Source organism: Anabaenopsis elenkinii CCIBt3563, assembly GCF_015245355.1.
Classification (GTDB): Bacteria; Cyanobacteriota; Cyanobacteriia; order Cyanobacteriales; family Nostocaceae; genus Anabaenopsis; species Anabaenopsis elenkinii.
This window is the reverse complement of record NZ_CP063311.1, coordinates 1,399,092-1,413,053: the sequence shown is the minus strand read 5'-3', so window position 1 is coordinate 1,413,053 and position 13,962 is coordinate 1,399,092. Positions and strand designations below refer to the sequence as shown.

Genomic DNA, 13,962 nt, shown 5'->3' with positions numbered 1-13,962 from the left:
TTCTGAGCCTGGGAAAAATAAATAACCATAAATAACCATAAATAACCATAAATAATCACGGACAGACTGACTATGACAGTTACTACTATTGTGCAAATTATTTGGGCTCTTTCTGCTTTAGGTTTAATTATTTTAGTGTTGCTACATAGCCCTAAAGGCGATGGTATTGGAGCCATTGGCGGACAAGCCCAATTATTCAGCAGCAGCAAAAGCGCGGAAAATACTTTAAACCGAGTTACCTGGGCGTTGACAGTTATATTTATGGGTTTAACAGTGGTGTTGAGTGCTGGGTGGTTACCTAAGTAAAAATACGTAAATAATATAATGGGATGTCAGATAAAAACCTCTAAATTCCCACGCCGTGAAAATTTCCATATCCCCAAATTACTAGCAGTTCTGTGCTTATTCATCAGTAGCGGGCTGCTAGTTGTTTTGACAAGTCTGCCTTCTATTGCTACACTAGGCCATAAATCCTATATCACCCATCCTCTACCCCCCACCCTGGCACAATGGCAAGATCACACAAACAGTGGTGATTACTTTGACCAAGTAGCAAAAACCCCGGTAGGTTATTTAATCTGGTCAAAATTTCCGATTCAAGTTTATATACAAACACCCCCAACAGCTAATGACACACAAGCGCAAGCATGGGTCAACAGTGTTATGGAGACAGTAGAAGAGTGGAATGTTTATTTACCCTTGGTGGTAGTAGACAAGCCGGAAATAGCTGATATTACAATTATCCGCCAAGTCCCACCCCTACAATTTACCCGTGGTCATCCCCCGCGGGCCCGTTCCGCACAAACTACCTATGAGGTATACAAAAACAATCATATCTTATCCCACAAGTTTACCATCTTATTAAGTCCTAGTCAAACTGGGGTATATCTTCAAGCCGCATCCCGCCACGAACTGGGTCACGCCTTGGGAATTTGGGGTCATAGCAATTTACCCACCGATGCCTTATACTTTTCCCAAGTTAGGAATCCGCCGCCCATTTCCCCTAGAGATGTGAATACCCTGAAACTAGTTTATCAACAACCGACTCACCTAGGTAAATAATTAGGTGTTGCTCAACCAAAAATTTCAGCCCCAGCAACACCTCAAACTATACCTCAAACTATCTCAAAAATCTAAACCCGACGCAGATTGAGTAATTCTTCGGGAGATGCAAGCATATCAATGGCCACAAAGAAAATTTTGCCTTCGGGATTAATTAAGAATCGCCAAGCAATATTCATTCCTACAGTCACACCGAACCAGGGAGTTTGTACAACACCTGTAATTTTTAGCTGCTTAGAGCCATCGGGAAGGTTCTCACAGATACCTTTTTGTGGCATCATATTTAATCCTTGGGCTTCTTCGCGCATATATTTGGCGATCGCCTGATGTCCGACAATGGGTTTTTGGAATGGTGGTTGGAGAGCACCGTCAGGAGTAAACAAACTAATAGCTTGATCAAAGTTATCAGCGTTCATCGCTTCAATGTAGCCGAGAACCGCTGGTTCTGTAATCCCGTCAATTTTCACTGAGGATACAGGGGGCGCAGTCCGAGTAAATGCTGGTTCCTCTACAGCTTTGGGGTAGCTACTTGGACCTAAATCAGAGGTATCAAATCCCATGTTAACTACGGTGTTGCGCAGCACTGTAATTTGCTGACCAGGATCAAGTTTCTTGGTGGCTTCTAGTACCAATTGCACACCGGGACTCATTTGATAACCAGTGGGGATGGGAGCGACTACACCCTGCTTCATCAACTCTCCCAACTCGAACCAAAAAGCCAGCTTAGTATTTACACTAAAAAACCCATAGGAACGACTGATGGGGGAGTCAGCACGACTAGCGATATCCCGCATCACTCTTGTTTGCTCTTCTGCTGACATTTGTTTAATTTGGTTGAGCAAACTTTCTGCTAGTTGCAATCTGGCGGCCCCAGGCGCTGCGGGGGTAATTGTTTTCCCCATTTCAGTATACGCAAACCACAGATACGCTAGCTGGTCGTCAACACTCAGTTGGTCGAACAGGGCGATAGTCGCGGGAATCTGACTAGGAACTTGAGTATTAGAGAAGATATTCTGGGCTGACTGGATAGTTAAAGCCATATTTACACAATAATTAAACTTTTACACCGTATGTAACAGATTGTAAAATAAATCTTAAATTTTGTAAAGTTATTTGATAAAATTTTGACAAAATGGCAGAAAAGCCACATCTGATACAGTATTCCCAGTCAAAAAGCACAAAAAATCTAGGCGATCGCCCTGGATCACCTAGGTGAAGGTGAATATTTCTCGAATTAATGCTTAACCGATACTTTTTTGCTACCATTCACTAACAAATACACTCTTTAAGAGAGGGCGTATCAACCAATGCACGAAGGAAAATCCCCCGCGCACCATTTATATCCCGGCTCATTACCAGCCCGTCAGATGGAGACTTAACGAATTTAGCACCACCAAGGTTAGGGATGATTTCACCAGTCCAACTGACTGTTTTTGATGTGTACGCTTTGTTCACATCCATCACCACTTTATTAGTCTCAAAAGCCTTATGCTTGAGAAACTGCTTAAATCGGTAGTGAGAGAGTGTTAACATTTGACGCACTGACTTTGACCTAATTCGTCGTTTCGCCTTCTGAGCCATTTGGGATGTTTCAAAGGTCGGTAGTAAAATAATGTCAAAGTTATCAACCAAAAATCTAGCAGTTTTCTTGTGCAATTCGTCTACAAGGTTTTTGATTTTACCCCGCAGTCTACTAGCCGCGAGCTTCATCCTTCTTCTTTGTTTGCACTTGGCTTTAGTGAATTTAGAAATTAACTTATCCAAACGAAAACACAGCTTCTGAATTTGTAAATTAGCAGAGGTGCCAATTTCACCAAAACTACATTCAGAAAAGAAGGTGATAAATGTTCTGATACCGGGGTCAAGTGCTACAACACGTCCTTGGTTATCAGACTTCTGTTGTGGCACATCCTCTGGAACTGTCAAATAGTAATCACGGTAGGCAAATACTAAACGACAGTCGCCAAAGCTTTGTGGTAAGGCTTCTTTGAAGGTTACCTTACCTAATACAGTGTGGTAAATCCCCAAGTCTTTCACGGCAGATTTGGGAATGTAGCAAGATTGTACAGTGTCTTTTCTTGACCTAAATCTAATCTTGCTAATACCACCAACGTTTTTAAACTTTTTCTTGGCGTTGCTGACAGCCTTACAAGCATCTTTGATGGCGATTGATTTAATTTGATAAGGGACTGATTTACTCCATTCTGGTAGTCCGTTCAATATGTCAGTCTTAATCGCTTTCCAGTTAGCCTTAAGGCTAGAGTCTTGCAGCAGTTTGACGGTGGTGTTGTAAACAAACCTAGACACACCAAACCACTGTTTAACGATCTGCTTCTGCTCGGTTGTGAGGAAGATCCGGATCTTCCTTGATTTTTTTACTGTACTTCCTGAGTCCGTGCATCCGACAAGAGAAGACGTGGAGGATGGAGAGAAGATCCGAGGTAAGTTCTGACTCTGGGGAATGTACAGTGTTGTCGAGAACCACGATTTGTCCACCGTTTTCCTCGACCATGTACTCAATAAGCTCGAATCCAAACCTTGCGAGTCTGTCACGACAGGTAACAACAAGCGTGAGCTTATCTGGGCGCATAGGTCTGTCCAGTAAGGTTTGCAGTCCTTTTGTTTTAAAGTTGATTCCACTGCCGATATCTTTGATGATTTCGGCATCTGGGTAGAGTGATTGCATATAGGCGATTTGTCTACCAAGGTCGTCTCGTTGCTTGGTTGAACTAACTCGGCAGTAGCAGACAAAGGAAGTTCTAGTTGCACCACGGAGGTAGGATTCAAGGTGAAAAAGTCTTTGTCCTGCTTCGTTTTTGATGCTTTCAATCTTGCCATTGTCTGCGTACTTCCTTAAAGTGTTTGGCTGCAATCCTAGTTGTTTAACTGCTTCTCGTAGTGGTACATAAGCCATACCACTATCTGAGCATTTATGAGCGTATGTAATCTATTGTTAGTAAATAACTAGCTATTGGCTAACCTCTGGGACTCAGAGGTACAGACCTATCTGCTAAAACTTCCCGGTATAATTCCTCTAACTGACTGATATTGTTACTCAGGGTATAGCGCTCTAACACCCGCTGTCTGGCTTTGTTTCCTAGAACCGTGGTTAACTCAGGATGATCTTGGAATAGGGGTAAAAGGGTTCTTAACTGCGATCGCACGGTCTTAGTATTCAGGACTACACCCGCCCCCGCCTCTAATACCTCCCCATCAGCTCCCACATCCGTAGCCAAGCAAGCTATTCCACAAGCCATTGCTTCTAACAGAGACAGAGATAAACCCTCAACCAGAGATGGCAGAATAAACACATCAGCACCCCGTAAAATTTCGACACGCCGCCCTTCCTCCGCCACAAATCCTAACCAGATAATCCCTGCGTCGGAGCCATAAAATGGTTCCAAAGAAGACTTTAAAACCCCATCACCCACCATAAGTAACTTGCTACCAGTTCCCATTTGTGACTGCTTCCAAGCTCGCAATAGAGGTTCAACGTTTTTTTCTGGTGCTATGCGACCTTGATAGACAAATAAGCGCTCCGCTTGGAATTGTGCTTTCACCCCTGAAGGTCCGGGGGAATACTTAACAGCATCAACTCCATTAGGAATCACAGCGATTTTACTGGCTTTCACACCCATACGGGCTAATAACTCCCGCTGAATTTGGGAAAATACAATCACCCGATCATAGTTTGCCAAACAAGGCGCATACAGCTGATAAGCTAACATCTGGGTTCCCGAGAGAAATTTTGCCCCCTTCCCCGCGAAAGCTGTATGAAACGTTGCAATCAGAGGTAAGTTTAATTGCTCGCAGATTTCCGGTAACATAAAGTCCAGAGGCGACAAACTCAAAGAAGCATGGACCATATCCGGTTTGATTTCCCGCAGAGACTCTGTTAACACCTTGGTTGCTTTTAATGTGGGAATTGTGTAAACCTGGGATTTATAAATAAACGGTAGGGAAACTTCGTGGAAATTCGGCCAATTTTCTGTTTCTGATTCTTCTTGAGCAAAGTGGAGAAAACTAACTTGGTGTCCCCTGTCTAGTAAAGCATTTGTTACTTCTCTACTGTAGGTGACATTACCGCAAAATGGTGATTTCTTTCCAATCCAGGCTATACGCATTCTTTATTAGCTATTTTGAAAAGGGGGGTTTAATTGAGCAACCCTTGAGTTACTCACAGATCAAAGCCTCTGGTGTTTAATGTTAAAGTATATAGTTTTTGGCTGGTTAAATTACATCAGATCATGATGTAAAATGGACACTCAGCAATTAACTGGTATTAACTGGTGAATTTTTACTGGAGTTACTTTACCACAAAAGCAGCATCAGCTACGCCCTGGACTGTTAAAGTGAGTTAATATACCAGCAGAGAATACCGTAACCGCTAAGATGACAAAAACTGTTGGTAATCCCATCAAGGTTTCAGCTACCCCTGCTAAGGCTAAAGGTAAGGTCAAGGCAATATTAATTACATTATTTTGTAAACCAAACACTTTCCCCCGCATTTCTGATGTGGTCTCCGTTTGAATCGCAGTTTGCATGGGGATACCTACCATGGAACCAAAGACACCCAACAAGGCTACTAACAGTAAAATTATCCCTAACTGGGTTGTGAATACCGATAGCCCAATTAAAGTCACTGACATCCCGATACAACCCCACAGACTCAGTTCGCAGTAGGAGAAGCGTTGACCAAACTGACCCAGGATTGTCGCCCCAGCGGCCATACCAATACCACCAAATGCTAATAAAAATCCAAACTGGGATGGTTTTAAATTAGGAATGATTTCCGCCATCCGCACCGCTAGCACTGTTAAAGCTGCAAATACAGAAAACAGAATCGTCAGTTTTACTAAGGCATTTTTTAAGATAGAGTTAGCTTTGACGTAGGACAAGCCATCTCTTAAGTCAGCAAAGACGTGGGGAAATTCTGTGTCGGGATGGTGGGGTTTTTCTTTAGTCACTAACATTAACAAAATTAACGCCGCGATCGCATAACTCCCACCTACTAACAGTTCTTTACCTAATCCATCACTACCAGCTATTTGTAACCACACCTGATCGGCGATCGCCAAGAGTGGTTCCCCCACAGCAAACCCGACAATTACCGAAGCCATCATAGTAGTGGTATATAGAGAATTAGCCGAGAGTAAATGCTGTTCTTCCACCACTAAGGGGATTGCTGTTTGTTCTGCGGGTGCAAAAAACTGTGTGAGTGTGGAAACTAAAAAAGTCACCCCCAAAATGATCATAAAACCCACTGGTAACATTCCCACCGGTTGCCAATCATGGGTTAACCACAGTAACAGAGGTATGGATAAAACTAGCACCCCCCGACAAATATTGGTAGTTACCAGTACAGTTTTTTTCTGGAACCTGTCTACAAATACACCAGCTACAGAACCAAACAGTACAGCTGGAATCGTAAAAGCCATCATTAAAGCTGATACCCAACCGCTAATACTCTGGTCACTTCCCTGAAACTGAGTATTAATCAAAGCAATCATCAATACCAAATATACTTTATCTGCCAGCTGGCAAAAAACCTGACCACCCCAAAGAAAAAGAAAATTAGGGTTTTGCAACACCGGTAAAAACCCCTGGTGTGGTTTATTTTCTGGTTTACCCGTACCAGACCCATCTAATTGTGGTGCTTTGGTGGGGGAAGTTGTCACCACTGACCAACTTTCTTGATTCCCACTCTTGTCAGCTGTTGCTATTTCCTCAGCTATATCGACTTGAGACTTTTCTGGGTTGTGAGGAACAGTAGTTAAGTGATTTGTGACTAGCGGTTCCGATACCCTATTGTGTTTTTTGGTGTTTGGTGATAGAGATGGGATTTTGCTATCTACATCAGACGGTTGCATCATGGTTAACGGCAAAGTAAGAGTCAATCAAGGTAGCAGAGCGAATAGGGCGACCTAAATGATATTGAGCATATTGGCGCAAAATTTGCTCAATAGATAACCAGCGATCATTTTGGGTAGTATCTATTGCTATTATCTCTGTTTGTGACAGATATTGGAGCATGGCTAATTCTGTAGCATCCAAGCGAGAACAAATCACCGGTATATCTTCCCTGTGTACAACCCTGTGGTAAATTGAGTTCGACTCATGGGTTGATGGCTGTTCTTGTTCTTGGCGCAAATTTTCCCAGGACTGTAAACAGACTGTACCACCTGCTGTCACACTAAAGCCCACCCGCCACTGGGGATCTGTAAAGTTGGGACTGATGGGATAGTTAGTTAAACAACACTGTTGTACTTGGGGCGACAACCCTTCTAAAGCACAAAAGCGAAACACTCCATGGGCTAAATACGCATAAATACTATATTTATCTGTTTTATTTAATACTTCTAAACCGTAAAGATATTTATGCAGTAATTGATAAATTTCCTCTTGGGGCTGGTCACTCAGAGCCTGATACAGCACTATTTCTGCTAAATACTGCCCCGCGGCAAATCTGCCCACATCCACAGCCAGACCTGGATAGGTTTTCAGGGTTTCTGCTTGTATAATTTTATCGAGCGATCGCCCTTTGGCTATGAGTAATTCATTGACCACAAACACCCCACTCCTACCCCCCAGGGGAGATTTTGGCCGGCGTGCTCCCGGTGCTATGGCTCGAATTAAACCCAACTGTGGTGTTAATATTGTTAATATTCGATCTGATTCTCCCAGGGCTTGGGATTTGAGATTAATTCCCGTAACTTTATAGGTTCTACTCATTGGTCATTAGTTATTTTCTGCCCACCAACCACCCATGACTAGGCTAGTCAGTTGTTTGCTGGTCGTGGCTTTGGAGCAGCAAATCCTTAGACCGAGACGTACCCAGTCTACTAGCACCTGCTAAGATCAGCTCTCTAGCTTCATTGTAGGTGCGAATCCCTCCAGATGCTTTAATTCCCACCCGGTCTTTTGTCACTGCTTTTAACAGTCTGATATCTGCTACCGTTGCCCCGCCATGCCAACCTGTGCTAGTTTTCAAGAAAGCGGCTCCGGCCTCCATGGATATTTCCGCAGCTAGTTTTTTCTCCTGATCTGTGAGCAAGTTGGTTTCCAAAATCACCTTGACAGTCTGCCCAGTGGCTTCGCAAATTTCGGCAATCTCTCGGTGTACTGCTTCAATTCTACCAGCTTTCAACCAACCTAAGTTAATTACCACATCTAGCTCAGTGGCGCCATTTTCCACTGCTTCTTGAGCCTCATACAGTTTGACCCCTGAGGTGGTCGCCCCGGTGGGAAAGCCAATGACTGTACAAACTTGGGGATTTTTCCTGTACAGCAGTTCTGCGGCTTGCTTGACATAACTAGGGTGAACACAAACCGCCGCAAAATTAAATCTGTATGCTTCTTCGCACCATTGCTCAACCTGCTGTGGGGTAGCAGTTGGGTTTAACAAAGAGTGATCGATAAATGGCGCAATATCAATATAGCCATACTCTGCTACCATCTTGGGTTTTACCAGTCAATGGAAAATTGAGATTTTAATAAATTACTAATTTTTTACTATCTTAGTATATAAAATCAATTTCGCGCCTAGGAGGACGCAAAATTATTTACCTGTAGACCCCTGGAGGTGGGATTAATTGACAGGTTCTGGCTGTGGTGATAGACGTTTGACACCTTGCTGCACAAACCTGGATAACAGGGTAATCTGCTGGTTACTCTCAAAGACTTTTTCCACAGTTTGCTGTAATTTCTCTAAATTCCAGGTATTTCCCGAATCTAGGGCTACTTCCTGCTGGGCAAAATAGGCTACTAAACTTAAACCTGCTACTCTGGTGAGGTAGGCTGCACTCACCCCTTGGACTACACCACCTGCAACGAAGGTCATGGCGTTACTTTTTAAGACTGTACTCACAGCTTTGGTAGACAGTTCCACTAAACCTAGTTTCAGCATTAAACCCCCCATGGTTCTCCCTAGGGTTTGGGCTTGTTCTAGGGAAAATCTCTGTTGGTATATGCGACCTAGGTCAATTACCATTTGCGCGTTAATCACTGCTGTGGCTAAAATATCTAGGGCTGGTACTGGGTTGGCAAAGGCCGCCGCCGCACTGATCCATTGATATTGTTCAATAATGGGGATACTACGATCGCCCCTGGTTTCATTCAGCCAGTTTTTACTAGCGGCTTGCAATAACTTAGCCTTTCTCCAGGTAGTTGTCCAGATTAGTTCTTGTCTTTGCTGTTCTACCATTCTCAAGAGCTGCTGGGTTAACTCCTGAATATCTACCTCTGGTTGTTCGGTCCACTCTTGGATAGTACCATCACTCTCATGCTTGCGTACTTTCCGAGCTAGGGGAGATAATACCGTTCCCACAACATTTTCTGAGATGCGCTGTTTTAATGACAGCAAAATACTAGCCCGTTCTTGTGGTAAATACTGGTCCTGTTTGTTGAAAATTAACCATAACGGTTGATTTGCTGCTTTTAACTGCTGTAAGCTTTGAAATTCTGAATCGGTCAAATCCCCATTAGTCAGGAACAGGACAAAATCCGACTGTTTGACTGCTGCTACAACCGGTATATCTGGTTGCTCACCTGTCTGGGTAAATAAGGGGGTGGTTTCCCATACAGTTACCTTGTTGTCTGTTTCCCCCCACCCTTTAGACTCGATCAATGTCACTAAACTGCTTTTACCTACGGATTTACCACCGGTGACAGCGATGGTGATTTCTTCCCTATCTAATTCAGTTCTTAACTGGGCCAGTCTTCCTTGTAGGGTCTCTAAGGCTGGGTGGTTGACGGCTTCCTGTTCTAATTGGTTGATGACAACTTCTGCTTGAGCGATCGCAGTTTCCACAGTTGCTCGTTCTTTCACCATACCATGTAACTGCGCTACACTCTGTTGGGGTTTATTTTTCTGGAATAACCACAAACCACCCCCCACAGCCACAGCACCCAATACACCTACCTCAGTGAGCAGCTGCAAGATATAATCATCCCAGCTTTGTAACATCCATAAGCCAAAGGATAGTCCCAATCCTCCCACTAAAATCGGTCGCTGCAACTTCACAACCATTGCTCCATTTTTTCAAGTTTCTCTCTTCAGAATAGATCAAAATCCTCCCATTATATGCTAAATAACAACAGTTTGGCATATTACAGCATTTCCCATGCTCGTGAGGTACAAAGTTGGTTAGTTTCAGGGAACACCGGAACAGGGAACACCGGAATAGGGAATAGGGAATAGGGAACAGGGAATTGATGTGTACTTCATTAGCCTGAAAAAGGCTATATAATCTCTCCTAGGGCGGGTCTGAGAGGATGTTTGATAAGTTTTCAACAGGTAATTTTTATCTTAGGGAACAGGGAACACACCGAACAGGGAACACACCGAACAGGGAACACACAAAAAACAATAAAATCCAGTCCCCTCCCCTTACAAACCGGCGATGGGTCGATTTAGGTTCACCTGAATATTCACAGTAGACTCTAAAAGCGAGTCGTCATTAATTTCCAAATACTGAGGACTAGTTTCTAATTTCTCTGTTCCTTTTTCAACTTCTATCCTATATTTACCCATAGGCATATTTTCTATGGTAAAAGCACCCAAGGAATTAGTTTGTGATAAAGATTTTTGGTTGGTTTCTACTTCAGTTAAGATCACATTCACCTCAGATAATTTTTCTCCAGTTTCATCTCTCAAAAGACCGCGGACAATATAATTATTTGCAGCCGCATAAAGCTCTTGTTTCAATGCATTAACTTGTAAGTTGATCTGATTTTCCCAAGGGGAAGAACTATCTATAATAAATTTCCCTGGTTCCACAATGAAATCACCGACCTTGATTTGATACTCTCCTGGAATCAGTTCTGGGAACTGAAAGAAACCCTGAATATCAGTAATAGAAGTAAAAGTTTTCCCCGATTCTCCATGAACAGCCATAACTTTTATTCCCTTCAAGTCTTCCTGGGCTTTATCCTTAAGATATCCACTCACCGTATAAGTGGGAACCTCTTCCCCCCTAGCTGTTTGTCCCGAACGGGGAATAAAAACCTGTAATTGTAAATTATTCGGGATTAATTCAGGGTCTTGTAGTTGCAGAATATTGGGAGTAATATTAAAATCCCCCACATTCAACTTATATTCTCCCAGGGGGAGATTTTCTAAAAAGAATATACCAGATGGACTAGTGATAGAAAAGTATCTTTTCTGGGTGGTAGTATTAATAGCTTCTATCCTAGCTCCATTAACCGGGTTACCTAATTGGTTTCTGAGAATCCCCTGGACTGTTGCAGTTTGGATAAAGGGGACTTTGACAATAGTATAAGCTCCAGGGGCTACTTCCACAGCATAGGCTTTTTGTTCAGGTTCCCATTCAATAGGATAACCAGCGGGATCTAAATCTAATCTATGGGTTCCTGGTGGCGCGGGAATAATAATTCCATTACCCATTAATGATAAGTTAGTCGCCTCTTTTAAAGAGCGATTATTTAGCATTAATAAAGGACGATAATTCTCAGTAATTATCGCCTCATTGCGGTCTCGCACACCGTTATTATTTTGATCATAAAATGGCTGGACTAAAATCCCCCCTGCGGCTTCAAACTGACTAGCATTTTTTTTGTCTGTAGTGATCCCATCTTGTAGATTTAAATTTAAATTCCACACCAATCCTACAGAGAAGTTAGAACCAGTTCCTTGTACCGATGCGCCAGAATAACTCCCCCGTAAACTTAACCCAGCAAATAAATTAGGACTGGTGACAGAAACTAGAGCACCCGAGGAAGAAGACCCAAAACCATAACCCAATTCCCAACTCCAATTAGTTCTATCTAACTGTTGCTGGGTTCGCAAGGAGTTGCCATCATGTCGCCAAGCTGCTACAAATAAAGAATGATCATCAGATTGCAAATAACGGGCGTATATCTGGTCTTTTACAGCAGAGTCTTTGTGGCGAGTCAGATTATTGACTAAATAAATATCGTGAAAAGAACCCTGAGAGTTGACGGGAAAAGTCAGGTTTTTCCACACCTGTGAGTCTTGTACATTAAAGGAACTGCTGGTAAATTGTCTATAAGAGTTAGTTAACCCCAATTCCCAGTTGTTCCACTTCCAAGTACTGCGTAATCGCCGACCACCATCACTCTCAAAACGACTATCGAAATTATGGGAGATGTTTCCCCATCTCCAACTAACTGATGTTTCCGCAAAAGCTCGGTTAAGGTTGTTAGTATCTTCATATCCTAAAGCTAGGTTGGCGGATGCCCCAAATAATGATAGATTACTAGAGGTTTTGAAATTAAAACCCCTGTCACTCAGGCTCATTTGTAACCTGATATTTTTTATGGGTTCTATACTGGTATTCATGCGCCAGAATCCCTGAGTATTGCCACTCCAAGCCATGTTAAAATTATCTGTGAATTTCCAACTACCATCAAAGCTGAAACTGCTAGTTTCTTTGGCGTTTCCAGAAAGACCACGGAGAGTAAAGGTGAGAGGTGAATGGGGATGGGTGTAAAAAATCTCTGCAAAACCGCGGATTTGGGCGCGATCATAAACACCACCCACTCCCACAGTCACATCGTTAGATACTCCGTAACGATAACCCACCCCCGTAACTAAACCATCAAAAGAACCCAAGGGTTGATCTGGTTGACGCTGTCGCCATGTACCCACAGAACTAAAAATAGCACTGCTCCCAGCGGGGAGTTGCTGATACAGAGGTTCAATAACTCGGGTTTCTCTTTGAGGAGTAGTAGCAAGATTACCGTTAGGATAGGAGAGAATTGTAAACTTATTACCTTGGACATTAGGAAAGGTATATCTCTGGGTCTGGTCTACTAGTACCTCATCTAATAAAACCCCAGCTCCCCAAATTTGTACTAAACTTCCCTGTGGCGCCTTACCTTGAATAGTACGGATAAAATCTCGGTTATTTAGTCGCAAATTCAGATCCCGCCCCGACCCGCCCCGTTGACTTTGATAACCAAAGCGATGAACATAACTATAACCCCAAAATTCTCCCGAATTTGAGGCCCCTGGATAAAATAGGCTCTGGTTACCGAAAATGTGATCTTGAGTGGTGTTTAAATTTTGAACTCTCAGGTCTTGGAGATAAGCTCCGTCAAAATTTGCTAAATCTGGTTGAGCAATCCTGGTTTGAAATGTAAAGTCCCCTAACTTTGCGCTGATGGTGGTTGAACCGCTATTCCTCAAGGTGTTATTTCTAGTTAGGGAAGAATTGACATTTTGACTCACACCGGCAATGGTATACTCAGGGGGAGTTACACGGGGTAAACCCTCTAAAATCACAGGTCGTTCTTTGTTGGTCTGTGAACCTTTTTTCAACAGCCAAGATCCTTCAAAGACAATTGCATAACTATCAATATCAAATCTAACTTCTAGGGGAAACTGACGGCGTATCTCTGCAATGCTGAGAGCATCACCAAGATTTATGTCTGCAATCAATAATTTCGGGTCGAATTCTTTGACTAACCCGGGCGATCGCAATTGAACATTACCATTAGGTAAGGGAGTGACTGTAAAGCCAAAGGCCTCAATAATCGATTCATAGGGGATTAGCCATTGTTCAAAATCCAAGGCTTGAGTACCATCTTCACGCCCCTTGACCAACACACCAAATAAGATATCATATCTATTAAATTTTATCCCCACCGGTAGAATATCCTCAGGAGCATTTGTATTTCTGGTGGGAGATAATCCTAACAACTGCAACCTAGCTAAATCCTGACTGATTGGTTTGGAAGGATCATAATCACTGGGGAAATTTTCTGGTTTAGTAGGTGGTGGAACCGTCGGAGTAGTCCTAGATTCCCCAGAACCACCTTCACTGGGTAAGACATTCCTAGAAGTAATATTATCTGAATTAGTCGCCTGGGGAACATCCTCACCAGTCCCCACAGATGGCAAAATAGACTCTGACCATA

Annotated in this window: 11 protein-coding genes; 2 read left to right on the top strand and 9 right to left on the bottom strand. The window is 43.0% G+C overall.

Going from position 1 to position 13,962, the window contains the following annotated elements; genetic code table 11:
• Positions 1-72: 72 nt before the first annotated feature.
• Both secG and IM676_RS06320 read left to right on the top strand, forming a co-directional pair.
• Positions 73-306, top strand: a complete 234-nt coding sequence (gene secG, locus IM676_RS06325) for a preprotein translocase subunit SecG (RefSeq protein WP_200989424.1) — start codon at positions 73-75, stop codon at positions 304-306.
• Between the two features lie 18 nt (positions 307-324).
• On the top strand, positions 325-1,062 hold the full coding sequence (locus IM676_RS06320; RefSeq protein WP_200989423.1) for a peptidase: 738 nt from the start codon (positions 325-327) through the stop codon (positions 1,060-1,062).
• A gap of 71 nt (positions 1,063-1,133) precedes the next feature.
• Here IM676_RS06320 and IM676_RS06315 read toward each other — a convergent pair whose 3' ends face one another.
• The 9 genes from IM676_RS06315 to IM676_RS06275 all read right to left on the bottom strand — a co-directional run.
• Positions 1,134-2,102: an orange carotenoid protein N-terminal domain-containing protein gene (locus IM676_RS06315; RefSeq protein ID WP_200989422.1), complete on the bottom strand. Its 969-nt coding sequence runs from the start codon at positions 2,100-2,102 to the stop codon at positions 1,134-1,136.
• A gap of 229 nt (positions 2,103-2,331) precedes the next feature.
• On the bottom strand, positions 2,332-3,390 hold the full coding sequence (locus IM676_RS06310; protein WP_404799839.1) for an RNA-guided endonuclease InsQ/TnpB family protein: 1,059 nt from the start codon (positions 3,388-3,390) through the stop codon (positions 2,332-2,334).
• Positions 3,383-3,976, bottom strand: coding sequence for an IS607 family transposase (locus IM676_RS06305; RefSeq protein ID WP_200989421.1), 594 nt, complete (start codon positions 3,974-3,976; stop codon positions 3,383-3,385). The genes IM676_RS06310 and IM676_RS06305 overlap by 8 nt, the downstream gene beginning before the upstream one ends.
• Before the next feature lie 61 nt (positions 3,977-4,037).
• Entirely contained in the window at positions 4,038-5,186 is a 1,149-nt protein-coding gene (locus IM676_RS06300) for a glycosyltransferase family 4 protein (protein WP_200989420.1), read from the bottom strand.
• A gap of 204 nt (positions 5,187-5,390) precedes the next feature.
• On the bottom strand, positions 5,391-6,932 hold the full coding sequence (locus IM676_RS06295) for an MFS transporter (RefSeq protein ID WP_200990100.1): 1,542 nt from the start codon (positions 6,930-6,932) through the stop codon (positions 5,391-5,393).
• Positions 6,919-7,794 (bottom strand): DNA repair protein RecO, encoded by an 876-nt coding sequence (gene recO, locus IM676_RS06290; RefSeq protein WP_200989419.1) that lies wholly within the window; start codon positions 7,792-7,794, stop codon positions 6,919-6,921. The genes IM676_RS06295 and recO overlap by 14 nt, the downstream gene beginning before the upstream one ends.
• A 43-nt stretch (positions 7,795-7,837) precedes the next feature.
• Positions 7,838-8,518, bottom strand: a complete 681-nt coding sequence (gene deoC / locus IM676_RS06285) for a deoxyribose-phosphate aldolase (RefSeq protein ID WP_200989418.1) — start codon at positions 8,516-8,518, stop codon at positions 7,838-7,840.
• A 132-nt stretch (positions 8,519-8,650) separates the two neighbouring features.
• Entirely contained in the window at positions 8,651-10,090 is a 1,440-nt protein-coding gene (locus IM676_RS06280; protein WP_200989417.1) for a YcjF family protein, read from the bottom strand.
• Positions 10,091-10,450: 360 nt separating this feature from the next.
• A partial coding sequence (locus IM676_RS06275) for an MSCRAMM family protein (protein WP_200989416.1) occupies positions 10,451-13,962 on the bottom strand: 3,512 nt, incomplete at its 5' end.

Coding starts and splice junctions, on each gene's coding strand:
- deoC (WP_200989418.1), bottom strand. CDS start 8,518: ATGGTAGCAGAGTATGGCTATATTGATATTGCGCCATTTATCGATCAC.
- IM676_RS06295 (WP_200990100.1), bottom strand. CDS start 6,932: ATGCAACCGTCTGATGTAGATAGCAAAATCCCATCTCTATCACCAAAC.
- recO (WP_200989419.1), bottom strand. CDS start 7,794: ATGAGTAGAACCTATAAAGTTACGGGAATTAATCTCAAATCCCAAGCC.
- secG (WP_200989424.1), top strand. CDS start 73: ATGACAGTTACTACTATTGTGCAAATTATTTGGGCTCTTTCTGCTTTA.
- IM676_RS06315 (WP_200989422.1), bottom strand. CDS start 2,102: ATGGCTTTAACTATCCAGTCAGCCCAGAATATCTTCTCTAATACTCAA.
- IM676_RS06280 (WP_200989417.1), bottom strand. CDS start 10,090: ATGGTTGTGAAGTTGCAGCGACCGATTTTAGTGGGAGGATTGGGACTA.
- IM676_RS06320 (WP_200989423.1), top strand. CDS start 325: ATGGGATGTCAGATAAAAACCTCTAAATTCCCACGCCGTGAAAATTTC.
- IM676_RS06305 (WP_200989421.1), bottom strand. CDS start 3,976: ATGGCTTATGTACCACTACGAGAAGCAGTTAAACAACTAGGATTGCAG.
- IM676_RS06300 (WP_200989420.1), bottom strand. CDS start 5,186: ATGCGTATAGCCTGGATTGGAAAGAAATCACCATTTTGCGGTAATGTC.